The organism is Paenibacillus sp. 1-8 (assembly GCF_056316205.1).
This window is the reverse complement of record NZ_CM149995.1, coordinates 3,732,924-3,756,306: the sequence shown is the minus strand read 5'-3', so window position 1 is coordinate 3,756,306 and position 23,383 is coordinate 3,732,924. Positions and strand designations below refer to the sequence as shown.

Annotated in this window: 22 protein-coding genes; 16 read left to right on the top strand and 6 right to left on the bottom strand. The window is 44.0% G+C overall.

The genetic code is table 11. The features are described from left to right. Positions 1-2: 2 nt before the first annotated feature. The gene (locus tag AC0WRU_RS17180) at positions 3-332 is read left to right on the top strand and encodes a DUF3024 domain-containing protein (protein WP_322154026.1); all 330 of its coding nucleotides are present in this window, start codon (positions 3-5) and stop codon (positions 330-332) included. 76 nt (positions 333-408) lie between these two features. Here the strand turns inward: AC0WRU_RS17180 and AC0WRU_RS17175 are convergent. Continuing rightward, positions 409-1,529, bottom strand: a protein-coding gene (locus tag AC0WRU_RS17175) for an IS3 family transposase (RefSeq protein WP_476125681.1) whose coding sequence is annotated in 2 segments (ribosomal slippage) — positions 409-1,280 and positions 1,280-1,529 — 1,122 coding nt in all. Because the reading frame shifts where the segments join, the coding sequence is not laid out codon by codon here. 236 nt (positions 1,530-1,765) lie between these two features. Between AC0WRU_RS17175 and AC0WRU_RS17170 the strand changes: the two genes are divergently transcribed. From AC0WRU_RS17170 to AC0WRU_RS17155, 4 genes are all read left to right on the top strand, one after another. Further along, positions 1,766-2,188, top strand: coding sequence for a GNAT family N-acetyltransferase (locus AC0WRU_RS17170; RefSeq protein ID WP_476125680.1), 423 nt, complete (start codon positions 1,766-1,768; stop codon positions 2,186-2,188). 186 nt (positions 2,189-2,374) lie between these two features. After that, positions 2,375-2,959 carry a histidine phosphatase family protein gene (locus tag AC0WRU_RS17165; RefSeq protein WP_476125679.1) on the top strand — a complete coding sequence of 195 codons (585 nt, stop codon included), beginning with the start codon at positions 2,375-2,377 and terminating at the stop codon, positions 2,957-2,959. 238 nt (positions 2,960-3,197) lie between these two features. Then, positions 3,198-4,043, top strand: a complete 846-nt coding sequence (locus tag AC0WRU_RS17160; RefSeq protein ID WP_476125678.1) for a P-loop NTPase family protein — start codon at positions 3,198-3,200, stop codon at positions 4,041-4,043. Between the two features lie 328 nt (positions 4,044-4,371). Then, positions 4,372-4,515, top strand: a complete 144-nt coding sequence (locus AC0WRU_RS17155) for a hypothetical protein (RefSeq protein WP_476125677.1) — start codon at positions 4,372-4,374, stop codon at positions 4,513-4,515. Between the two features lie 737 nt (positions 4,516-5,252). On the opposite strand, the gene AC0WRU_RS17150 is transcribed toward AC0WRU_RS17155, so the two are convergent. The 3 genes from AC0WRU_RS17150 to AC0WRU_RS17140 all read right to left on the bottom strand — a co-directional run bounded on the left by AC0WRU_RS17150 (position 5,253) and on the right by AC0WRU_RS17140 (position 10,693). After that, a complete protein-coding gene (locus AC0WRU_RS17150) occupies positions 5,253-6,935 on the bottom strand; it encodes a type 2 periplasmic-binding domain-containing protein (protein ID WP_476125676.1) in 1,683 nt (560 codons plus the stop codon). Between the two features lie 104 nt (positions 6,936-7,039). After that, positions 7,040-8,650, bottom strand: a complete 1,611-nt coding sequence (locus tag AC0WRU_RS17145; protein WP_476125675.1) for a response regulator transcription factor — start codon at positions 8,648-8,650, stop codon at positions 7,040-7,042. A gap of 243 nt (positions 8,651-8,893) precedes the next feature. Beyond that, complete coding sequence (locus AC0WRU_RS17140) at positions 8,894-10,693, bottom strand: cache domain-containing sensor histidine kinase (protein ID WP_476125674.1); 1,800 nt, start codon at positions 10,691-10,693, stop codon at positions 8,894-8,896. Between the two features lie 156 nt (positions 10,694-10,849). Here AC0WRU_RS17140 and AC0WRU_RS17135 point away from each other — a divergent pair, with 156 nt between their 5' ends. The 8 genes from AC0WRU_RS17135 to AC0WRU_RS17100 all read left to right on the top strand — a co-directional run bounded on the left by AC0WRU_RS17135 (position 10,850) and on the right by AC0WRU_RS17100 (position 18,091). Next, entirely contained in the window at positions 10,850-11,800 is a 951-nt protein-coding gene (locus tag AC0WRU_RS17135) for an ABC transporter permease (RefSeq protein WP_476128665.1), read from the top strand. A 16-nt stretch (positions 11,801-11,816) separates the two neighbouring features. Then, positions 11,817-12,689 (top strand): carbohydrate ABC transporter permease, encoded by an 873-nt coding sequence (locus tag AC0WRU_RS17130; protein WP_025685669.1) that lies wholly within the window; start codon positions 11,817-11,819, stop codon positions 12,687-12,689. Between the two features lie 380 nt (positions 12,690-13,069). Beyond that, positions 13,070-13,360, top strand: coding sequence for a hypothetical protein (locus AC0WRU_RS17125; RefSeq protein ID WP_476125673.1), 291 nt, complete (start codon positions 13,070-13,072; stop codon positions 13,358-13,360). A 284-nt stretch (positions 13,361-13,644) separates the two neighbouring features. Then, on the top strand, positions 13,645-13,974 hold the full coding sequence (locus AC0WRU_RS17120) for a DUF3024 domain-containing protein (RefSeq protein WP_476125672.1): 330 nt from the start codon (positions 13,645-13,647) through the stop codon (positions 13,972-13,974). A gap of 858 nt (positions 13,975-14,832) precedes the next feature. Then, a complete protein-coding gene (locus AC0WRU_RS17115) occupies positions 14,833-15,279 on the top strand; it encodes a DinB family protein (protein ID WP_025685664.1) in 447 nt (148 codons plus the stop codon). A 410-nt stretch (positions 15,280-15,689) separates the two neighbouring features. After that, positions 15,690-15,944: a hypothetical protein gene (locus AC0WRU_RS17110; protein WP_476125671.1), complete on the top strand. Its 255-nt coding sequence runs from the start codon at positions 15,690-15,692 to the stop codon at positions 15,942-15,944. Positions 15,945-16,005: 61 nt separating this feature from the next. Further along, complete coding sequence (locus tag AC0WRU_RS17105; RefSeq protein ID WP_342447952.1) at positions 16,006-16,290, top strand: retropepsin-like aspartic protease; 285 nt, start codon at positions 16,006-16,008, stop codon at positions 16,288-16,290. A gap of 601 nt (positions 16,291-16,891) precedes the next feature. Continuing rightward, positions 16,892-18,091, top strand: coding sequence for a multidrug effflux MFS transporter (locus AC0WRU_RS17100; RefSeq protein WP_476125670.1), 1,200 nt, complete (start codon positions 16,892-16,894; stop codon positions 18,089-18,091). 98 nt (positions 18,092-18,189) lie between these two features. Here AC0WRU_RS17100 and AC0WRU_RS17095 read toward each other — a convergent pair whose 3' ends face one another. Further along, entirely contained in the window at positions 18,190-19,053 is an 864-nt protein-coding gene (locus AC0WRU_RS17095; protein ID WP_476125669.1) for a sulfurtransferase, read from the bottom strand. A gap of 73 nt (positions 19,054-19,126) precedes the next feature. After that, on the bottom strand, positions 19,127-20,071 hold the full coding sequence (locus tag AC0WRU_RS17090; protein ID WP_476125668.1) for a DMT family transporter: 945 nt from the start codon (positions 20,069-20,071) through the stop codon (positions 19,127-19,129). A 210-nt stretch (positions 20,072-20,281) separates the two neighbouring features. Between AC0WRU_RS17090 and AC0WRU_RS17085 the strand changes: the two genes are divergently transcribed. From AC0WRU_RS17085 to AC0WRU_RS17075, 3 genes are all read left to right on the top strand, one after another. Continuing rightward, positions 20,282-21,187: a hypothetical protein gene (locus AC0WRU_RS17085; protein ID WP_476125667.1), complete on the top strand. Its 906-nt coding sequence runs from the start codon at positions 20,282-20,284 to the stop codon at positions 21,185-21,187. 111 nt (positions 21,188-21,298) lie between these two features. Continuing rightward, entirely contained in the window at positions 21,299-22,012 is a 714-nt protein-coding gene (gene dapD, locus AC0WRU_RS17080) for a 2,3,4,5-tetrahydropyridine-2,6-dicarboxylate N-acetyltransferase (RefSeq protein WP_476125666.1), read from the top strand. A 185-nt stretch (positions 22,013-22,197) separates the two neighbouring features. Continuing rightward, on the top strand, positions 22,198-23,352 hold the full coding sequence (locus AC0WRU_RS17075; protein ID WP_476125665.1) for an N-acetyldiaminopimelate deacetylase: 1,155 nt from the start codon (positions 22,198-22,200) through the stop codon (positions 23,350-23,352). Positions 23,353-23,383: the final 31 nt, after the last annotated feature.

The window sequence follows — 23,383 nt, the reverse complement described above, 5'->3', positions numbered from 1 at the left end:
CCATGGATGATTTTACGAAGAAGCGGATCAAGAAGATCATGGACAAGTACACCGAAAATGCAGTACCAGACCATGTGAAAAACCAGATTAAAATCACATACAAGATCAGAGGAAATAACGTGACATTGATCGAAGAAAGACAAGGATATAAAAGCGAACAATGGGTGCAAATGCCTGTAGCTCAGTTCAGATTAGATGAAAACCAATGGAAAATATACTGGCAAGACAGTAAAGGGAAATGGCATTTTATAGATGATATAGAACCTCAAGAAGATTTTGAAACACAGTTAAAGATCGTAGATGAAGGGCATAACGGGTTGTTTTGGGGTTAACTCGAAGAGGTCAATGACATCTCATAACATAATATTCAAGCATCGGCTCCTCACGGAATGGATTGTCAACAGTAAATCAAACAACTTTTTTAAGGGCTGCAAGGCGATACTGAATAGGCGTCATATAGCCTAAAGTTCCATGAATGCGATGTTTGTTAAACCAGTTGACATAATCATATAATTCCAGTTCCAGATGACGAAGGCTCTGAAAGTTCATCTGGTTCACGAACTCTGTTTTCATGATTTTATAAGTGGCTTCGGCCACGGCATTGTCATACGGACAGCCTTTCTTACTCAGTGATCGACCGATTTCAAATGTCTCTAAAAGCTCATCCATCTTTTGATTTTTAAACTCGCTCCCACGGTCGGTATGAAACCACTGAATCTGACTCAGATCGCCTTTCACGGTCGCAAAGGCGCGGGAAACCAGTGCTGCATCCTTATGGGGACCAACACTATGGCCAATAATTTCTCGATTGAACAGATCGAGGAGCACACAAATATAGTGCCACTCGTTCCGGACTTTGACATAGGTTAGATCACTGACCACCACACGTTTGCTTTCCGTTTGATTGAACTCGCGGTTCAGTATATTAGCTGGAGCCGCTTCATTACAAGCGGTTTTATGGGGCTTATATTGTGCCACCGTGTAGGTGGAAACGAGCCCTTGCTCTTTCATGATGCGGCCAATGCGACGTCTGGAGACGATCAACCCACGCTCATGGAGCTTCACTTTGATCTTGCGTGTGCCGTAGGCTTTTCGATTCTTGTGAAAGATATCCACAATAGCTTCGGTGACATCGTCTTCAGTGGCTCGTTCTTGGGCGTCATAATAAAATGTACTTCTTGCGATTTGCAGGACGTCACACATTGCTGATACCGAGTATTTATCACGATTATTCTGGATGATAGCTACTTTCGTCCCATGATCAGCGCGGCTTGCTTTAAAATATCCACTTCCATTTTCAGACGCTGGTTCTCTTTTTGCAAAGCGATCAGCTCATTTTCTTCTGATGAGCGATTGTCCTTCTCTTTGAAGGAACCCGTCGCCTGAGCTTGTTTGATCCAGCGATCTAAAGCTGAGGCTGTGAGGCCATATTCCTCCACAAGGGCTGCTCTGGATTTCCCATTTTCATAGAGTCCTACCATTTGTTTTTTGAATTCTGCTGTAAAGGTACGTCGTTGTTGTTTTGGCATTGTAGAGATTCGCTCCTTAACATGATAGGTTTATTCTACAAGCCCTTATTTTTTCTGTCCAACTTAGTGTAGCCGATCCAGGAACTTTGGTATGCGAGGTGGATTTCGGAGAGGCATTTCAGCAGACACATCCGACTACGTCGGACGTCATGAATACAGGAACGTTATCAGAAATCAGTGCTAAGTGTTAGCCAATAAGATATTCAATGAAAAAGAGTGAAATGGGAGGATCTACAATGAAGATTGATTTTGCGATTGAATCAGATTATGAGTATATCTCGTTAAGAGACAAGCACATACATAAGACACTTATAAGACCAAAAATAAAAGAAAATGAAATTCTAATAATTAGAGAATCCAATCAAGAAATAGGTTGGATGAGATACGGATTTTTTTGGGACAACACACCATTTATGAATATGATATGGATAGATGAGGGGTATAGAGGAACAGGTATTGGTAAAAAAGTTGTCCACTATTGGGAAGAATTGATGAAACAAAAAGGATATGAAATGGTTATGACCTCAACACTTTCAAATGAAGAAGCTCAACATTTTTATAGAAAGCTTGGATATAGAGATGCTGGATGTTTAATGCTTGAGAATGAACCTCTGGAAATAATACTGACAAAGGAGTTAACAAAAATTGACGTTGAGTAAATCAAGGAAGGAACTGACATCTGATAACATAATATTCAAGCTGCGGCTCCAATGGAGCCTAGGTCTGCGAGTTGGATTTCGAAGAGGGATTTCAGCAGACAACCCCTTTGGGGTTCATGAATACAGAAACGTTATACGAAATCACAGCTATGAATATATCAATTGAATGTTCTCCTGGGGGCAAATATGAAAACATATATTTACTTTGTTAGACATAGTGAATCATCCAAATCGGAAGGAAATGAAAGAACTCGAGGATTAACTGAAAAAGGAAAGTTTGATTCCCATAGAATAACCGAACTGCTGAAGGATGAAGGAATTAGTGTATTTATTTCAAGTCCATATATTCGAGCAATCCTAACAATTGAAGAGTTGGCACAACAAAGTGATAAAGAGATTTTAGTGTTTGAAGATCTTAAAGAACTTGTATTTTCAAGAGAGGATACGATTATTCCAGACAAAGAAGTATACTCACTCGTAAATAAGATGTTTAAAGACCCGAATTATAAGGAACCTTTTGGTGAGTCCATAAATGACTGTCAAAGACGATCTGTAACAAGATTAAAAGAAATAATAAAGAACTATAAGGGGCAGAAGATAGCAATAGGAACACATGGATTGGTCATGATATTAATGATGAGATACTTCGATGATCAATACGGGTATGAGTTCTTAATGAAAACCTCAAAACCAGATGTATATAGAATGGAGTTCAACGATGAAGAATTAATAGATACTCAAAGAATATATAAAGAAGTGAATTGTGGGTGAATTCGAGGAAGGCTGTGATATCATATAACATTGCATTCAACGCTGCGGGCCGAGGCAAGCTCGACCCTTGGTCCGGAAGAGGCATTTCGGGGGAGTGGATCCACCGGACACATTCAACCGGCTAAGTGGCAGAGCCACCCGAACCTGCGGTCCTTAAGCCGCTTGGACGTCGTGAATGCGAGAACGTTAAGTGAAAGGGATGCAAGACAATAAAAAGATAATAAAAGGAGACAAACACTTGAATCATGCAAGATTAATTCTAGTTGAAGGTATACCAGGATCAGGTAAAACAACCACAGCTCAATATATTAAAGATCTGTTAGATGTAAACGGTATATTCAGCCAATTGTTTCTGGAAGGTGATTTAAATCATCCAGCAGACTACGAATCCGTTGCTTGTATGGATTTAGATGAGTATGAAGCCCTAAAAGACAGGTACCCTGAATTAATTCATGTGATAGATCAATTTACTCTGGTAGTAAAGCAATATAAATTAATTTACTACGGTAAGTTACAACAACAAATATCTATGGAAACACATAAGAATTTAATAGATGAGTTAGCCAGATTTGATGTATACAATGTAACTTTAGATAGATATCAAGAGCTAATAGTTGAGAGATGGCAGGAATTCGTCAGACAAGCTCAACAGACTCACGGAACAGTAATATTAGAATGTTGTTTTATACAGAATCCGCTTACTTTGATGTTTGGACGGTTCAATCTGTCCAGACGGACGCTGACTGATTTTATCAAGAGATTAGAAAAAATAATTCAGCCGTTGAACCCTAAGATAATTTACTTTTACCAAGATGAGATAAGATCGACAATTGATAGAGTTATTCAAGAGCGGACTGATGATTGGCTTAGCCATATTATTTGGTATTACACTGAGCAAGGATACGGCAAAGCAAAGGGATATCAAGGTCTAGATGGACTTTGTAAAGTGTTGAAAGAACGAAAAGAATATGAATTAGACATAATAAATCAATTGAAAATCGATAAATTGACGATTAATAATACTGAATCTAATTGGAATGCTGCATTACAGGAGATAAGAGATTTCTTGAAAGTAACTCAATGAAGGCATCCCTATCATATAACACCGTTTTCCTGCTGCGTCGCTATGCTCCTTGGTCTGCCCGAGGCAATTCGAGGAAGTGGAATCAGGCAGACAACCCTGCGAGGATAAGTGGCGGAGCCACCCGGTCGCATTTGCTCCCTTAATCCTCTCGGGTTCAGGAATACAACAACGTTAGGCGAAAGCCTACTTGTGAAGAATTAGAACAAGAAGAAATGGTTCATTGACAAAATTGAGTATAGAAGAGAGTGCCTTAAATTGAGATCCTCTTCTATATAGATTCTCTTTCAGAAAGCTGGTTGCCTGAACCTCAGGGTAATCGGCTTTATTTGTGAAAAGAGGCAAAGCGCTGGGGAAAGTTATTGCTCTAGCGAATCAGAAATATGGCGTTGGAAAAACGATAGCTGCCTTTAACCCGGGAGCAGGTCCGGCTGCCGCAGGTAAGAAGGTATTTGCTGGTGGATGGGATGCTTAAGGTAATCTTACAGATTCATTGGGCTACCATGAGTCGAATAGTTGTCGTTATCTCTGGCGACATTACTTGTAAAAAGTATGATAGAAGATCGCAGGAAGGCATTTTTCAGCATGATGAGGACGTTGCACTGATGCCAAGAAATATGGAACTGTCGGCAGTTGAAGTGCCACTTGTCAACATGTTGAGCAGGAGATAAATTTTTGCATTTATTTGTATATGGCGCTTGCTTCCATTCCTCTTTAATCGTTTGCTGGCAAGCCACTCAATCTATTGGAAAGTCATTTCAAAAGGAGGGGGCGCTGCTGCTTGAAGGTAGGGAGTGAATACTTATAATACCTTTGTATTATCTTTATGGCTTTTACAATTACTCCGACAGCCTCAGATGAAGTACCGGGCAATCACGATAGTCCTGACGTTTGCGAATTGATATGTAATGGCGTTTGAAGCCTTGTTTGAAGGCAAGAACGTTGAAAGGATGCCTGAATATGCAGAGTGGGAGAATCGGCATATTCTAAGCAAGGGGATACAGAATGAGAGGTTATACTTACAAGGATTACAGGATGGCATTCAGCTCACGGTTTCCTTGCTGAGTCAGTCTATGGGGGCATAAGGCGAAAGCGAAAGGCCGAATGCCCGAATGCCCATAAAGCGTAGCGATCTTAAACTGAACCAAAGCAAGCCGAAGCGACAGAAATACACGCTTCGGCTTGCTTTAATTTGTTTCTTATTTTTATCCCTTACTTCCCACTCACCGACTTAAACCATTCATTCACTTCTTGCGTAATCTGGTCACCGCCATTGGATTTCCAATTGGCTACAAATTGGTCAAAGGCATCGATCGGCAGCTTGCCGTAGATGATTTTGTTGAAGGTTTCCATTTCGGACTGACGAAGCAGGTTCCATTTGGATACCATCGTTGGTGTCGCAGCACCCGTGAAGTAGTTTTGCTTGCGAATGTCTAATTGCGACATGACTACCTTGGCTGCGGCCCAGTTTTCGGGTTTGCGGAACTCGGCCATTTGTTTCTCATAAGGGGTTTCTGGCGTCTTCCCATCAGCCAGTTTAACGAGTGTCTTCATGTACAGATCCGGGATACGTGCCGGGCCAGTCAGGAAAGGGAACTCGTTGGAGAAGTCTTTAATCTTCTCTTTATCACTGGTCGGTTGTCCGTCCACGATGTCCCAATCGTAGCCTTTGGCGAAGCCGTATTCATATTTACTGCCAGCGGCCGGGTTAGCTAGGTTATCGAGTAAATAGTTATAGTACAGAAAAATGGCTTCCGGATGCTTCGCGTCCTTGTTAATCATAATACTGGCGTTGACGCCGGAGTTCTGCCATTTCGTACCGATGAGTCCATCTGGACCTGTTGGAACCGGATAAGCTTTAATTTTCGCTCCAGGTACATTCTTCAACAGATCGGGAGCTGGCCAGTCTGGAATCCAGTTGGCTCCGGGCAGAATGCCTGCGGCGCCTTTCGTCCAGCTCTCCGCAGATTTATTTTCATCCCACAGGGCGGAGTCGGTATGAATATAGCCTTTTTCCATCCATTCACTAAGCTTCGCGAGTGCCTGCTTTGCACCTGGATTAATGGAGCCGTACTCCAGATTGCCATCGGCGTCTTTGTTCCACTGCTCCTGGATCGTGCCGTATGCTCCGAATAACCAATCGAGTGAGCCCATCCAGGTGTTTGTATTATTTTTCAAGGAAATTGCGAGTGGAAAAACTTCATTAGGTGCTAAGCCATCCGGGTTCTCGTTCTTGAATTTATCCATGATATTTTCAAGATCCGCGATGGTTTTGGGAGCTTCCAGATTCAGCTTTTCCATCCAATCTTCCCTGAGCCACAGCAGCGTGTCGTCATTATCTGTGTATTCCAGGATCGGCATATTGTATTTCTTGCCGTCCTTGGTGAAAGGGTACCATAGCTCCGGATGCGCTGCCGCGTGGTCTTTCAGAATTTTATTTGCATACTTGTCGAACAACTCATCGATGGCAATGAATTGACCGGAATCAATAAGTTGATTGGTCAATACCGCATTGGTGGGTACCGAAACGAAATCAGGCAGCTTCTCGCCAGAGGCAATGGCCAACTGAAGCTTTTGTTTGTATTGATCATCATTGGCCGGATACCAGGTATCTTTATGCTTCATGCCCAGCGTTTCCAGCATCCACCGATCGTGAACGTTATTTTCTTTGGTGTCCCCTTGAACGTATTTCTTCGGCATCAACACCGAACTGAACTCAATGGGTGGATCGTATTTCCCTTTTGCAAAAGCAGCTTCTGCTTCGGGTGAACCGACCGCCGCCGGCGTATTATCGCTCGTGGCATTCTCATTGGATGTTTCGCCACTGCCACAGGCTGTAATTGTGATAAGTGCGATGACCATGAGCAGCGACCACCATGCTTTGAATTTGATCATTCTTCAATCCCCCTAAGGTGTATGATCTTTACAAGTGTAACTGTACCAAGTCGGCGGGGATGGCATCTATATGAGTTTTTTAGTTTCGATAGGACTCTATCATGCTATTTATGATGGTCTCTGTACTCCTGCGGCGTGACCCCAAACTGGCGTTTGAACACCTTGATAAAATAAGCAGGGTCCATATATCCAATCTCCATGCTGATTTCATATACCTTTTTGGTGGTCATTTTCAGTTTGTGACAGGCACGATCCATGCGCAGGCGCGAGATATAATCACTTATGCCTTCACCAGTTTCAATCTTATAAATCTTGGACAAATGGGTCGGATGCAGATTGACATGGTCGGCCAGTACACGGAGGGAAACATCCAGATGCAGGTTTTTATCCGTAAAATCCTGAATCTTTCTCACATACTCGGAACGTATGTCTTTGATTTCGTTGGACGTGCCTTCCTTGAGTTTGCCGAGCACACTAAGCGACCATTTTCGCAGTTTACTGATGGTGGAGAAAGCTTTCCCGCTCTGCAGCCACTCAATATCGCTACCCATTAAGGTAGCCAGAGTAAGCCTATTTTGGTGTGCGAGATTGGTGAAAGAAGCCGTAATTAAAAAACCTGCCTCCATACAATGCTCCCACGATTCCGACCATTTCTCATCCAGTTCCTCACAGACGGCTACTATTTTTTCTTCTGCGGCATCCCATTGCCCACTTTCCAACAGATGAATGAAAGAGGGCGGAGTATACAGGACATCCAGGGGGCCTTGCGCTGCGGGCGTTTCCACGTCACTGACCCGCATCACGAATTCGCGCTCATCTCCGACAATTTGCCGGAAATAAGCCGAGGCCCGCCGAAAGCGGTCATATAGCTGTTCTGGAAACGGGAACCACTCGGTGATGACGATGGAGAGGGAACCCTTCAGGAACTGCTTGACCTTAGACTGAAGCTGCACAGAAAGCTTCTCCAGTATAGTTTCTTTTCCAATGTCGGTATCGTTCTCTTTAAGTTGAAGCAGAAACACCAGATATCCATGTTCCTCCTTCACGCCCCAGACTTCCATAAACTCACCCATAATCTCTTCAGCCATATTGATGACTGCATATTCGATCAAGGTTTGATCGTTGTTGTCATAGTGCCTGAATTCTTCTTCCATACGTACAAGCATTAACGCGTAATCTCCGGCGTGGAAGGGCAGATCGTAATTCACAAGTTTCCGTTCCCATTCGCCGGCTGCGAATCGATGTCCCTGTAAGGCTTCAAGGAGCAGTCGACCACGTAAATGGGGCAGATTCTCCCGAAGGGTAAACTGGGTTCGTTTAAGTGAGCTTATGAGCTCCCATTCTGTGTTTAATTGATCAAGGGCCTTTTGAACGGCGCCCATCAATTCATCGTCAGTCGGGGGTTTCAGCAAGTAATCAACGACCTCGTACTGGATGGCTTTTTTGGCGTAATCGAATTCGGAATATCCGGATAAAAGAATACACTTTATTTTTTTGTCACGGACTCTGATCCGTTCGATTAGTTCAATCCCTGTCATTTCGGGCATCTGAATATCCGAGATCACAATATCAATGGGGTGCGTATCGATAATTTGTAGTGCTTCATGTGCTGAGTAAGCTTTATGCACATGTTCAATCCCAAGCGTGTGCCAGGGTTTGGTCATGGAAAGGTTATCTACCCAGTGTGCTTCATCGTCTACGATGATCATCTGCATGTTATTTGTCTCCTTGATGGTTTGTATATATAAGTTGAACGAATGATTTTACACGGGACCACTGCGCGGTCAGAACCATCTTCCAATCGCTGTTATCCCCAGATTTTTTGAATCCCTTACAAAAGGGGAAATCCGGGGATAAGCCTATGCTTCCAATGTAGCTTTCTTTCAGAAAGCTTTTAGGCGAACGCTTCGCTTCTCCAGATTTGTTCTGCCCTCTCCGTTATCGTATAAATGTTTAGTTCAACTTATATCGTTATGATTTTCTTCCTCTGTTGGAATCTCCCAGATGATCTCTGTTCGGAATCCGCCGAGCGGGGACGGCTTGAAAATAAGGCATGACTGATTGCCGAATAGGTGCATGATCCGCTGGTTCGTATTCCAGAGACCACAGCCCATTTCCTCCTGCAGCGACTGCTGCATTTTACGATTTAGAGCTTCCAACTGATCCGGGCTCAGGCCGGGTCCGTCGTCATCAATGTAAATTTTGCAGAAACCGTCCGAGCTTTCCCCGCTAATTCGGATTTCACCAGATGAATACGACTTCGCTACGCCGTGAATGACCGAATTTTCCACAATCGGTTGAAGCATTAAACGTGGAACAGACTGGCTAAGCATATGCTCAGGGATATCGATATGATATTCAATTCTCCCATTGCGCAGCTTTTGGATATCCAAATAGTTGACGAGCAGCTTGATTTCTTCCTTCAAAGAAGACGTTTCTCGTTCCACTCGGGTGGTATAGCGATAGTACGCACTTAAGTTATAAGCCATAGAGATGACCGCTTCTTCATCCTTCATCTGGGCCATATTGATGATATAGCCAAGGCAGTTATACAGAAAATGGGGATTGATCTGCGCCTGCAGCTGCTTCAGCGTAGCTTCCCGGGCTCTGATCTTTTCGTGAAATACATTCTCGATCAGATCTTGAATTTGATGAGACATATCATTAAATCGATGAAACAGAAATGAGAACTCATTCTGATCCTTGCTATGCAGACGTACGGAATAGTCTCCCCACTCCACACGCTGTAAGCCCTGAATCAGCTTTTTGATCGGATATTGAACGTTTCTGTACAGTAGTATTGAAGCGGAAATGCCCACAACAAATAGCAGAATCATAGAGAGATAGAACAGGTTCCGACTGAGTGAAATGGGTTGCAGGATCTGATAGAGTGGGACCACATCTACTAAATGCCAATCCAAATATGAAGACTTTACAGAACTGACCAGATAGTTCTTCCCATTCAGCTTCACGACATCCTGTGTAGTGTCCTCCGAGGAGTGAGTATCCAGATAACGAATGAGTTCTTCGGATAGCTGCTTGTCTGCACTGCGGTTCAGAATGGGCGAATTCCCTTTGTGATAAAAGAAGGGATCGCCTTGTCCACCTTTCTTGTACGTATCCAGCATGTTCTGAATGTTCTCATAACTGAAGCTGGCTTCAATCACCAGGTTGCTTCCCGTCAACATCCCCGGCTGGGCCAAGGAATCGGTAAAGAACCAGTAAAAGGATTGAAGCTCCTCTTGAGATTCCGCACCATGATCACCATATGTCCATTGGCCACTCATATTTCTTTTTAGGTAATTCTCATCATACCCTGATGATCTGTTGTAGTTGGCGATGACATCTTGGTTCTGCTGTGAATACACAGCATATCGGGTGGGCCATATATCGGTGACCCCGGATTGAAGCATCATCTTTTCCTGAATGACATATCGGGTCTGCATCTGGTCATAAAGATCATCCCATATGTTCAAACCATTGAATGCTCTGACATTGGGATCTCTAGAGAGAATAAGACTGAAATCCATCATCTGATTAATGCGGGAATCGATCTGACTGGATAAAAACGTGAGCTGTTTGGTATTGGATATTTGCAGCTCTTTGCTTACGACATTGTAGGTGACATTGTTCGAGTAGGTATACATGATAATAATGGGGATGAACAAAACCACGATTAAGCAGTTTATTTTGGCAAACAGACTAAACCGGGATCGAGCCGTTCCTTGGAATAATATAAAGCGCTTCCATATATTCATAAAAGTCTCCTTCAATCGATATTCCTAACAAAACCATATCCATCCTAACAATGTTATATAGTCAGACCTGAGAATTGCCTGATACTATTTATAGCAGAGATCCTCATTACACACAAAAACTTTTTTTGGGAACAGGAGAGCGCTATGGAGGCTAATATGGAGGCTAACCGGGTGCCGCAGGCGAACATTGGAAGCAAGCCGAATAGAAGAAAAAAGAAAGTCTATAAACAACCATGGATTCTCCACTTGATGGTGTTGCCGGCGGCCATTATGGTTTTTATTTTTTCGTATATTCCGATGTCCGGGATTCTTATGGCATTTCAAGACTATAAACCTGCACTGGGTTTTTTCAATTCTGAATGGGTCGGACTGAAGCATTTCAGGTACATGTGGGAGAATGATTATTTCCTGCAAATAACGTGGAATACGCTGTTTTTTGCCTGCTCCAAAATTGTAATGAACCTGATTATTCCGTTTATCTTCGCCTTATTGTTGAATGAGGTCAGGAAGATGGCGCTCAAAAGAACCATTCAAACATTCGTGTATCTTCCGCACTTTTTGTCTTGGGTTACGCTATCAGGCATTCTGATCGATATTCTGGCCCAGACAGGGATCATCAATCAATTCCTTTCCTCTGTATTCGGCATCAAGCCGATTTTCTTCCTGGGGGATGGCAACTGGTTCCGCTTTACGATCATTGCAAGTGATGTCTGGAAGGAGTTTGGCTTCAACACGATCATTTTCCTGGCGGCACTGTCCGGTATTAATCCGTCACTCTATGAAGCGGCTGAAGTGGATGGGGCGGGGCGCTGGAAGCAGACGATGTATATTACCATCCCGGCGCTTATTCCGATTGGGATCGTGATCGCAACCCTGGCACTAGGCAATGTGCTCAATGCAAACTTCGATCAGATCTTTAACTTATATAGTCCATTAATCTATCAGCAAGCGGATATCATCGATACCTTTGTGTACAGGGAAGGTCTGCTTAGTGGGCAGTTCAGCTTTGCTACCGCCGTGAATTTATTTAAATCGGTTATTAGCTTAATCCTGATCGTGATCTCATACCGACTGGCCTACCGATTCGCGGGGTACAGAATTTTCTAGAAAGGATGACGAGCCGATGTACCATAAAACGATTCCATATCGAGTATTCAGCATATTCAATAATGTGTTCCTGACCATCCTTTCGGTGCTCTGCTTGCTGCCTTTATATCACTTGCTCATGGTATCTCTTAGCGCATCCGCACCTGCCAATGCCGGACTGGTTACGTTCTGGCCGATTGGCTTTACGCTTGAAGCCTATGCCAAGACGTTTGATAATGCCAATTTCCTCTCCTCCTTGTGGGTGTCTGTGGAGCGGACGGTACTTGGAACGGGACTTGCGTTAGTGGTAAATACGATTGCAGCATATGCGCTTTCCAAGGAGACGCGAGTCTTCCGTGCACGCAATATCTACCTTTGGTATTTTGTCATCACCATGTTATTCAGCGGTGGTCTCATTCCGGGCTACATTCTGATTCTGAAGCTTGGACTAATGAATACATTGCTGGCATTGATTTTGCCTGGATTGGTTGCGGTATTTAACATTATTCTGCTGCTTAATTTCTTCCGTACCGTACCCAAGGATCTGGAGGAAGCCGCTTTTATTGATGGGGCAGGGCATTTGCAGACTTTTATCAAAATATATTTGCCCGTCTCCATACCCGTCATTGCCACGGTTTCCCTATTCATGATGGTCGGACATTGGAACTCTTATTTTGACGGGATGATCTATATTCGAGATTCAGAAAAGCTTCCGCTGGCGACATTTATGCAGACGATTATCGTTCAGGCCGACATGTCCAAGCTCGACCCGGAAGCCGTCGCCAATCTGTCCCAGCGAACCATTCGGGCCTCGCAAATCTTTATCAGTGCACTGCCGATCCTGCTCGTGTATCCGTTTCTGCAACGTTATTTTGTGACCGGGATCGTGGTCGGGGCGGTAAAAGAATAATAAATCTACCTATTGAAATAGGGTTTGAAAGGGAGTTACTGAACTAGTCCGAGACTAGGCCATGTAACTTCTTTTTTTGTAACGTAGAGGTGGGGGGAGAGTAAAAACTCAACGCTTAATTTAGTAGTAGTTATAACGCAGCGCTATAAGCATGCCAGCACGAAAAATATCCAGCGTATTCAGAGCCTGCTGGATCACATGGATATGGAAGCTTGAGCACCCTGCTTAATATTCCCTTTTCACCAATTTTTTCTTCGCAAGTGGAACTGAGTGAGTTATCATATATGTAGTTCAGATACTAACTTGAAGGTGCAGTATTTACGAAGTACATAGATTAGATGTTAGTTGAAATACACGCAATGATGAAATGAGGGAATGAGATGCCAGAATATTCTCAAATCCAAACCTATATAAAGTGCGATCAAAGTAATATAAAAGAGATCATGCTTGACTTTATAATCGCATTAAATGACTGTGGGATTAAGGACGCTGAAATAATTTCTGTTTTTAGTGAACTAGAATGGGAGATAGATGAGGATGGCCGTCCTTGGGAAGCGTTAATACAGAACGACTTGGATAATATATGGATGTTTGATGCTGTAATAATAAATAAAGGAAATATGAATTATTATCAAATTATCGACGAGTCAATATTTTTCTCGAATCTCTAGGCGGGATGAATTATTAATTGCTCGGAAAGAAACATGGATTAAAGAACCTTGGTGATTGTATTGCAGGGAGGCGTGTAACTCATATAACATAATATTCACGCTTCGGGCCATTCGGCTCTCGGCCCGGCAGGAGGATTTCGGAGATGTGGAAGCAGCCGTACACGTTGATCTTCCTAAGATAGGAACTATCTAAGGAAGATCAATATCGTGAATACAGAAACGTTATGAGACATCATCGTGATATAATCATTGCAAAGCGTGTTAGGGCAGGAGAGACAAAATCTATGGATGACTTTACGAAGAAGCGGATTAATAAAATCATGGAAAAATATATACAAAATGCAGTGCCAGAACATGTGAAAAACCAGATAAAAATCAGTTATAGGATCAGAGGAAATCATGTGACATTAATTGAAGAAAGACAAGGATTCAAAAGTGATCAATGGGTGCGGTTGCCTGTAGCTCAGTTCAGATTAGATGAAAACGAATGGAAAATATATTGGCAAGACAGCAAGGGGAAATGGCACTTCATAGATGACATCGAACCGGATGAAGATTTTGAAAAACAGTTGAAGATCGTAGATGAAGGGCATAACGGACTGTTTTGGGGATAAATCGAAGAAGCCAATGACATCTCATAACATAATATTCAAGCAGCGGCTCCTTTGGAGCCTGGGTCTGCAGGATGGAATTCGAAGAGGGATTTCAGCAGACAACCCCTGACGGGTTTCATGAATACAGAAACGTCAGCTGAAATTGAACGAAGGGAATAAAAAATGAGGATGCGGGATAAACCGATACTAAGTATTATAGGCATGGGATTATTTAGTCTGACACTAGTGGTGCACATTTGTTTTAAAGCGATAAGAACAATGGATGTAGGGATGGGTATATTATTATCTCTAGTAAATGCCTTATTATTAATCTTTACATTGCTATGGGGGGTATTGGGTGTGATAGAATTTTTAAGAATAAGGAGTTGGATCGAGAAAATAAAGAAAAGAGAAGCGAACGGAGAAATAAATTCAGATGAACACAAGAAAGAAATAAAAATATATCTATTTATAAACGTAAGTTATTTATTACTAGTTATATGTCAATTGGGCTATGTTATTTATAGATGGGATGAGGTGAACGTATAGTATATAGAGCAATGTGATGGCTATCCGAAGGAGAGATAAGCTCCAGCTAACAATGTATTTTTGCACCGGGCTACCGCCCTCGATCTGGCAGAGGAAATTCGGATAAGCAGGAGCAGCTGGACACACCCAGCATTCGCTAGGCGTCGTGAATACAGGAACGTTATAGGAAATCAGCAACATCATAAAAACACATTATAAGTTATTGATCATTTATTACAAAGATGCCTTTCAGCTATCGGACGGTTGAGTTAAAGAACGGGTAGAACTTTGTTTTCTCTTTTTATAGAATTCATATAAAACAAGTGATTGATAATGTGGGAGGCGGTACCATTGAAAACAATCCAAAAGATGTTTGAGCATCTAAATTGGGCTAATCAAAGCATTCTAGAAATATTTCAGAATGTAGAGATTGGGGAGCAGCAGTTAAGTTTATTTACTCATATTCTATATGCTGAACAAATATGGTTAACTAGATTAAAAGGAATGGACAGTTCACAAATGCCTATCTGGTCGGATGGTGATATAACAGTCTGTGCAAAACTTATTAAACAAAATGAAGAAAACTTCAAAACATTTCTCGCTGAAATAGCAAAAACTGACCTGGATAACTTAATAACATACACAAATAGTAGTGGTAAAGAGTTTATGACTTCTATACGAGATATTTTAACTCACGTAGCACTTCATGGTCAGTATCATCGAGGACAGATTAACTCGCGACTTCGAGCAGATGATATTGATCCAGTTAACATTGATTATATTACTTTTGTAAGATAGATGTATCAGATTAAGTAACCCCTTGCTGAAGCACTGTTCTAATTGTTTGCTTGTTGAACTCATGGATAACGTTGCTACGTAAACTTGTAAAATACAATTCAGATATTACGCATTGTTGTTACGCTAAAGAGACACGATATTTAAAAATAACTAAAGTTGGGAAATACAAAGAATACGCTTATATCCTATAACATTACATTTCTGCTTCGTCGCTACCGTTCCTTGGTCGCCAAGTGGGTTTTCGGAGAAGCTTATTCAGACGATACATTCAAACGGCTAAGTCTGACGACCTGATGCTACGCATCTTAAGCCGTTTGAACGTAAGAAATGTGCAACGTTATATGAAATCGGCGGCATATGTTAAAATGATAAAAAGAAGAAATAGGACGAAAAGCTAAGAGGTAGAACACATGAAATGGCAAGAAGTTAGAGAACTGTTCCCTGACCAATTTGTTCTGGTTTCTATAATTAATTATGAGGAAGACAACAAAAAAATAGTAGATGAAGTTGCACCGATTCGCACAATATCAGAAGAAGATGCGAATAAAGAGTTTTTTCAAGTAAAGCCTGGGAACATAGTGTACCATACATCAAATCAAGACTTTGTGATTCACCTCCGCAGAGATCTATTAATGAGAGTGAGACGTAATACTAATGAAAATTAACTATGATGGTCAGTTAATTACAACGTCACTTACCATTACATTTAGAGGAAGAGTATTGTGAATAGATGATGTAATTATAGATACAGGATCTTCACATACTATAATTAGTCCTGATATTTTAGAGGAAATCGGTGTGACTTACGAAACAGGGGATTCAATATATGAAGCATACGGGATCGGAGGAAGTATTCCTTTCTACACAAAAATTATGGACAGGATTGAAATAGGTACAAACAGCATTCAAAATATAGATGTAGATGTAGGCATATTGCCTAAAGATCATAAAGGACTCCTCGGATTGGATATTGATTCGATTAAGTACATACGCCAAATTGTCAGAACGTAAAAAAGTCAGCTTTGGAGTTCTGTAGAAGGTCGCCTCACTCAGCTCAAGTTGATTTTTCCTTGAAGACTGAGTCCCATTAGGAGATCTTTAGTCTGCGACCTGGAGATGTTATAGCTGAGGAGACTAGCACCTAAGGATGAGAAGTTTTCAGTCATTCATATGTGTACTTGTTTTCAACCTTCTCAGGTTGAGTCCTTGTTGACTTCAGCGACCATAATCCAGTGTCTCAACCATACAAGGGCACTATATAAAACACACCAAAAGTCTGCGTGCAAAGCGGGCTTTTGGTGTTGCACGCATGAACGAACGAAACATGATCCGTACCTAAAAGTCGTGAAAAATTCTATGATTCGTGGAATTGCCACTCATCCGTTCAAAGAACCCGGTGACAGTGAAGAGAGGTACACGGAACATTATATCAAACAATTTATGAAAGGCTTCAATAATCTGATATAATAGCTCTTAGTTTAATCCCCCCTTATTATGAAGAAATGGTGAATAATATGCTTTCATTTTCCAGACTAATCAAATGCAAACCCCCAATCCCGTAATTTCTAAGCCAGTCGGTTGAGATTTTTAAATGATATGGGGGATATTGGCTGTGCAAAGAAAAATCTCAAAACATATATCGTTATTATTATTAATCATACTTGTCGGTTTTCCGCAAATTAGCGAAACGATCTATACACCTTCGTTACCGGACATCGCCCGCCATATGGCAGCGAGCAGCAATGCCATTCAACTTACGCTCAGCATATATTTTTTGGGCTTTGCCTTAGGGGTATTTTGCTGGGGCAGGCTGTCAGATTTGATGGGACGCCGCCCGTCGATGCTGTGGGGCATTTTCATCTATGCCATAGGCAGCCTGGGTTGTTATTGGTCTTCATCGGTCGAATGGCTCATGGTATGCCGTTTTATTCAGGCTTTTGGCGCCAGCGCTGGCTCTGCCGTAACCCAAACGATATTGCGCGAAAGTCTGGATGGGGCGAAGCGTCATGCAGCCTTTGCCCAAATCTCGGCCGCACTGGCGTTTACACCTGCAGTTGGGCCGCTTTTGGGCGGATGGGTCGATCAGGCACTCGGCTTTCGAGCGGTGTTCTTCACGCTTGTATTAATGGGCGTGGTCATCTGGCTATATGCTTGGGTACGGTTGCCCGAAACCCGACTGGAGGCGACTCAAAACGTCAGCATGTTGTCCGTGGCAGCGCGGTTGATGAAGGATCGCAGAGTATGGCGCTTCGGCTTGCTCATCGGAGCTGCCAACGGAATTTTGTTCAGCTATTATGCTGAGGCTCCGTTTATTTACATTGATTTTTTCGGTATGAGTGCTGGCACTTTCGGATGTCTGGGTATCTTTGTTGCGCTATCGTCCATTGTGGGGGCAATGCTGTCCAGAAGACTGCTGCCCGCAATTCAAGCGGAACGAATTATTACTCTCGGCTGTGGTGTATCAACTACTGGGGCGCTTAGTCTTGCCTGTCTGGCGCTTTACGGAATCGAAGCCACGCTGATCGACCTTGTGCTCACAGTATCCTGCGTATTCGTCATCCTGCTGGGTATCGGCATGGCCCTTCCAAACTGTCTCAGTATGGCCCTCGTGGATTACCATGACGTCCTAGGGACCTCAGGAGCTATGTTTGGACTCGGCTATTATTTGCTGGTGAGTATAATTACGAGCGGAATGAGTTTGATTCATAACGGCTCGTTACTTACGATGCCTTTATACTTTCTCGTACTTGTTCTGTCCATGCTTTTGGTCAGTTTGATGCGAAGGTCCAAGGAACAACAGGCAGCAACATAGCTAAGCGCTTCTTATGCAGCAAGGAACCATCCGACCAGTCTTCCTTTTGCAATGTGAAGGAAAAACAAAAGCCCGCGTTCAGCGCGGGCTTTTCGTATTTATTCTTCACCAGTAGCCACCGGATTTTCCTCATAGCTAATCCAATCGCTCCAGCTCCCCGGATAGAGTCTCACATTACTAAATCCTGCCTCATTCAAGGCGAGAACATTCGGGCAGGCGGATACGCCTGATCCGCAATATACGATGATCTCAGCGTTCTGATCGAGGTCTGAGAAATGCTGTTTCAACTGCTCTGCGTTTTTAAATGTACCCTTTTCGTCCAAGACCTCTTTCCAGAAGAAATTCACCGCACCGGGGATATGCCCCGCTGCTTGATCTATGGGCTCTTCCAGTCCCAGGTAGCGCGACCGCTCTCTGGAGTCGATCAATATAGGTGAAAAACCTATAGGGGAGCCGACGGGAACCGAACCTTCGGATACACGTCGCACCTCTTGCATACTTGTGAGCATTTGTGGCTGAACGTTCGCTACAAAGGTTGAGGGAATGCGAATCGGCTGGTCTGCCGTGACCGGGAATTTCGCTTCCTTCCATGCACTGTAGCTTTCATCCAGCACATATACCTGCTCATGTCCCAAATAGCGCAGCAGCCACCAGAAGCGGGAAGCCATCATGCCGCCTTGATCATCGTAGGCGATGATGCGTGAAGAGGCGTTGATTCCGGCGCGACTCAGGCGCGCGGCAAGTGTGTCAGCATCCGGCAAAGGATGACGTCCACCATGTTCACCCAGAGGAGCCGTGAGGTCTTCCTCCAGGTCGAAGTGAACAGCCCCCGGAATATGATCCTCATTAAATTGAGCCCGTCCCGCTCCGGCTTGTCCGAGCAGAGAACGGCAGTCTGCGATGATGATATCTGGCTCATATAGTCGAGCTAACAGCCAGCGTTTGGATACGATAGATTTCATAAGGGATTCCGCCTTTCCTTTTTATCATTGAGATCCGTGAATTGAGTATAGTTCATGAAAATGGGTAAATAAGTTAAGAACCTGTCTTAAGTGGGAGCTCGCTGTCGGGCAATTCACTTTGGTGGACGACCTTCTTTTTAAAATCGGTTCCGTATCGGATAAAAATCCATACCCCGAACAGGATGAAGAAGCCTGCGCCAAATTGTAAGGCAGAAAGTTTTTCTCCCAGCAACACCCAGGCTAGCAAGGAAGAAATAACGGGCTCACCGAGTACTGCCATCGACACCGCTGTGGCGTTAATGTATTTGAGCAGCCAGTTAAACAGGTAATGGCCGAACAAAGTGGGCACAATGGCGAGCAACAGGAACAGTCCCCATTCCCGTGGGGCATATCCGGTAAAAGGAATCGCGTTGACTACATTATACAGCGCAAGCGATGTGGCCGCGATGGCGAATACCCAAAAGTTATACACAAAGGCGCTCAAATGCTCGCGCAAATGCTTGCCCATCAGCATATGGATAGAGACGGCCACCATCCCCAGAAAAGATAAGGCATCTCCAAGCAGGGCTTGTCCCGAGGCGTGAAAATCCCCGGCTCCGATCGCCAGCGAGCCAACAAAAGCCAGGCCCATTCCGATGAGCATAGCCCGGTTTGTGCCTGTACGGAAAAACAAAAAAGAACCGAGCATGACAAGGATCGGCTCCAATGTCATAATAACGGTAGAACTTGCAACAGTGGTCAGTCGCAGCGAGCCCATCCAGAGCAAGAAGTGCAGCCCTAGTGCAATACCGGACCAGATGATTAGCATCCATTGCTTGCGAGTCAGGCTAAACAGCTCGGTGCGGTATTTCCAGACCAGAGGCAGCATGACCAGATTGGTCAGGTACAAGCGGTACATAGCGATGACGGACACCTCGGCTTCAGACCATCTTACGAAGATCGAGGAGAACGAAATAGCGATAATACCTACGATGTACAGTAGTTCAAAGGAAAATGACGGTTTGTGCGCTTGATTCATGTGACAGCTCCATCCAGTACGGAGGAAGAATAATACGTGTACGTTTCCTTCCTTCGGTATCTTGAAAATTAGGTTTAATACAGCCCATTATACCGTACCTGACATCTGCGTGGGATATAAAAAGCAGGAGCAGGAAGAAGGATTTTAAGTATGAAGCTGCGTAGAACTTTTGCCGCACAAACTCGTCTATCATAAGTGGAGGTGGATTTTATGAAAAAACGCAACACATTTTCAATCATACTGTTAACTGTAGTGTCAGTGCTGGCTCTGTCAGCCTGTGGAACGAAACCGCAAACCAATAATACCGCAACTCAAGGGGCAGACCAACCGCAGACGCAACAGCCACAAGTTAAACCGGAGCCAATCGCCGAGCCTGAGGTTAAAAAGGGAACAGGTGTATACAACGGAGCCGCTGACCCGCACACGGTTGAAATTGAAACCAATGGTGAAGCCCAGTCTTTCCAACTGGGTGACGGACTGGACACGGTGGTAGCCGGACTTGAGGAAGGCGATTCGGTCGCATTTGAATACAACGAAAAAGCAGTGGAAGGCGACGCGGTTGCCAAGCAACTGATTTTGACGAAAATTGAAAAAACAGAAACTGCAACAGGCAGCACGCAAAACGGCAGCTCCGGTCAAGCAGTAGGCGGTGAACGCCCGAAAACTCAAGCTTTTGAGCTTGGCCTTGAAGGGAAAAAGGAAAAGCAAACCGCTACGTTGGCTGAAGGAGAGGGATATTCACTGTATGTGTTTGACCCCATGTCCCTGTTTCCTGATCAGAACCGCGTAGCCTTGGCTGTAGATGATAACTATTACGCTGAAATTACGAAGCTGCCTTCCGATTTTAATCTGGACGAGCTTCAAAAGGAAGGCGAAAAGGATCTGTCTTCTATGGGCAAAGCGGTGAAAGTAGACAAAGCCAAAGTGCCTCAAGCGCTGACCAGCAGCCGTCTGTTCCTGCAAGCGAACGGTTCGAAGGTCACACGCCAATATATTGTAGTGGAAAATAAAACAGGCGGCTTCATCGTGAAGGTAAACATTCCTAAGGGCGAGCCTGCCGAAGGATTCGAATCCTTCATTTATACATCGCTGGAGAGCCTGCAAGCCAACAAGTAACTCGAATCCGTAATTGCGGGACCTGTACTTTTGTGCTATAAAGGATGAGAGAATAAGATCATTCCGGCTTGCGAAGTCGTATGAAGCGATGAAGGAGTTGTTCGATTTACTATGTCCATCGAAATGAATACACAAGAAGTCATCAACGTGATTAAAAACAGCAAGAAAAAAACACCTGTTAAAGTATATGTAAAAGGGGCTTTGGCTGCCGCATCATTCGGCGAGAATGTTCAAGCTTTTATTTCCGGAGACAGCGGCGTTGTATTTGGCGATTGGGCCGACATCAAGCCTGTACTGGACAGCGTTAACGCTAAAGAAGAAGACTATGTGGTGGAAAACGACCGCCGCAATTCCGCAGTGCCTATGCTCGATCTGAAAGGCATCAATGCCCGCATCGAGCCAGGCGCGTATATTCGTGATATGGTTGGTATCGGTAATAACGCAGTCATTATGATGGGTGCAGTCATTAACATCGGTGTCACCATTGGTGAAGGCACAATGATTGATATGAATGCTGTACTTGGCGGCCGTGTTAAAGTAGGTAACATGTGTCACATCGGTGCAGGCGTGGTCCTAGCGGGTGTTATTGAGCCTCCATCTGCACAGCCTGTTGTGGTAGAAGACGATGTATTGATCGGTGCAAATGCAGTCGTATTGGAAGGCGTACGAATCGGTAAAGGTGCAGTCGTTGCAGCCGGAGCTGTCGTAACCGAAGATGTACCTGAATACTCCGTAGTTGCCGGTACACCTGCACGCGTGATCAAACAGGTCGACGATAAGACCAAATCAAAAACCGAAATCTTGAAAGACCTGCGCGTTCTGTAAGACTGAAAAAAGTTTTTAAATGCACAAAAGGTGAACGATTCCTTGTCAGTGGTATGGACGCATTGACAGCACAATTTAGGGACGAAGCACAACGGACAAGGCTCGGCGGCTGCGCCGGGCTTTTGTCCTTTTGTTCTTTTGTCTGATAAACCTGATAAGTTAGGAAAAGGAGGCGGATCAGCGGAATGAGCACGGTCGATTATCGTTCTTTTATTCAAATACGAAGGGATTTGCATCAAATTCCCGAGCCTGGTTTTGAGGAATTTAAAACGCAGCAATATTTGCTGAATTATTTGGCAACGCTCCCTCAGGAGCATCTGGACATTCGTACATGGCGTACTGCCGTACTGGTGTTGATTCATGGAACGGCTCCTGTGCGCCGTTATGGATATCGCTGCGATATGGATGGTTTGCCAATTGTGGAAGAGACGGGCTATGATTTCCGTTCGACCCATCCCGGCTACATGCATGCTTGCGGTCATGATTTACATATGACGATTGGATTGGGTATTGTTTCTCACTTTGCAAACCACCCGATCAAGGATGACCTGGTCGTACTGTTTCAGCCTGCCGAGGAAGGACCGGGCGGAGCGTTGCCGATGCGGGACAGCGCCGAGCTGGCAGACTGGCTGCCGGATGAAATCGTCGCGCTGCATGTTGCACCGGAGTATCCGGTGGGCACGATTGCAACTCGCCCCGGCATTTTGTTTGCGAATACATCAGAGCTGTTTATCGATCTGAAGGGTACAGGCGGACACGCGGCATATCCACACAAAGCGAATGATATGGTGGTGGCGGCCTGTCAGTTGGTTGGACAATTGCAAACGGTTGTAGCACGTAATGTGAACCCGCTGGATTCAGCGGTCATTACGATTGGCAAGGTCAGCGGCGGTACGAAGCAGAACATTATTGCTGAAACAGCCCGTTTGGAGGGCACCATTCGCACGTTATCCGCCGACACGATGACACTGGTCAAATCGCGGATTGAAGCGCTGGTGCGTGGGATGGAAGCTGGATTCGAATGCCAGGCAGAGATTGATTATGGCTCAAATTACTTGCAAGTGTTCAATGAAGCCAAGGTGACAGAGGAATTTATGAACTGGGTCCGTGAACGGCAGGATGTACAGCTCATTGAATGTGCGGAAGCGATGACCGGAGAGGATTTTGGATATTTTCTGGAGCGAATTCCGGGGCTGATGTTCTGGCTTGGCGTTGATACGCCTTATGGTCTGCATCATGCCAAGCTGGAGCCTGCAGAGGAAGCCATTGGTGTGGCGATTCGTGTATTGACAGACTATTTTACATGGAAATCTCAAAGTTCAATGATAGGCTCTGAGTAAATAGGTTTAATGAAGTGAATGAAATGGAATG

Bases quoted from the DNA above. Each gene is read 5' to 3' on its own strand.
- AC0WRU_RS17180 (WP_322154026.1), top strand. From the start codon at position 3: ATGGATGATTTTACGAAGAAGCGGATCAAGAAGATCATGGACAAGTAC.
- dapD (WP_476125666.1), top strand. From the start codon at position 21,299: ATGTCCATCGAAATGAATACACAAGAAGTCATCAACGTGATTAAAAAC.
- AC0WRU_RS17095 (WP_476125669.1), bottom strand. From the start codon at position 19,053: ATGAAATCTATCGTATCCAAACGCTGGCTGTTAGCTCGACTATATGAG.
- AC0WRU_RS17145 (WP_476125675.1), bottom strand. From the start codon at position 8,650: ATGCAGATGATCATCGTAGACGATGAAGCACACTGGGTAGATAACCTT.
- AC0WRU_RS17085 (WP_476125667.1), top strand. From the start codon at position 20,282: ATGAAAAAACGCAACACATTTTCAATCATACTGTTAACTGTAGTGTCA.
- AC0WRU_RS17150 (WP_476125676.1), bottom strand. From the start codon at position 6,935: ATGATCAAATTCAAAGCATGGTGGTCGCTGCTCATGGTCATCGCACTT.
- AC0WRU_RS17090 (WP_476125668.1), bottom strand. From the start codon at position 20,071: ATGAATCAAGCGCACAAACCGTCATTTTCCTTTGAACTACTGTACATC.
- AC0WRU_RS17170 (WP_476125680.1), top strand. From the start codon at position 1,766: ATGAAGATTGATTTTGCGATTGAATCAGATTATGAGTATATCTCGTTA.
- AC0WRU_RS17140 (WP_476125674.1), bottom strand. From the start codon at position 10,693: ATGAATATATGGAAGCGCTTTATATTATTCCAAGGAACGGCTCGATCC.
- AC0WRU_RS17165 (WP_476125679.1), top strand. From the start codon at position 2,375: ATGAAAACATATATTTACTTTGTTAGACATAGTGAATCATCCAAATCG.
- AC0WRU_RS17120 (WP_476125672.1), top strand. From the start codon at position 13,645: ATGGATGACTTTACGAAGAAGCGGATTAATAAAATCATGGAAAAATAT.
- AC0WRU_RS17075 (WP_476125665.1), top strand. From the start codon at position 22,198: ATGAGCACGGTCGATTATCGTTCTTTTATTCAAATACGAAGGGATTTG.
- AC0WRU_RS17110 (WP_476125671.1), top strand. From the start codon at position 15,690: ATGAAATGGCAAGAAGTTAGAGAACTGTTCCCTGACCAATTTGTTCTG.
- AC0WRU_RS17135 (WP_476128665.1), top strand. From the start codon at position 10,850: ATGGAGGCTAACCGGGTGCCGCAGGCGAACATTGGAAGCAAGCCGAAT.
- AC0WRU_RS17130 (WP_025685669.1), top strand. From the start codon at position 11,817: ATGTACCATAAAACGATTCCATATCGAGTATTCAGCATATTCAATAAT.
- AC0WRU_RS17125 (WP_476125673.1), top strand. From the start codon at position 13,070: ATGCCAGAATATTCTCAAATCCAAACCTATATAAAGTGCGATCAAAGT.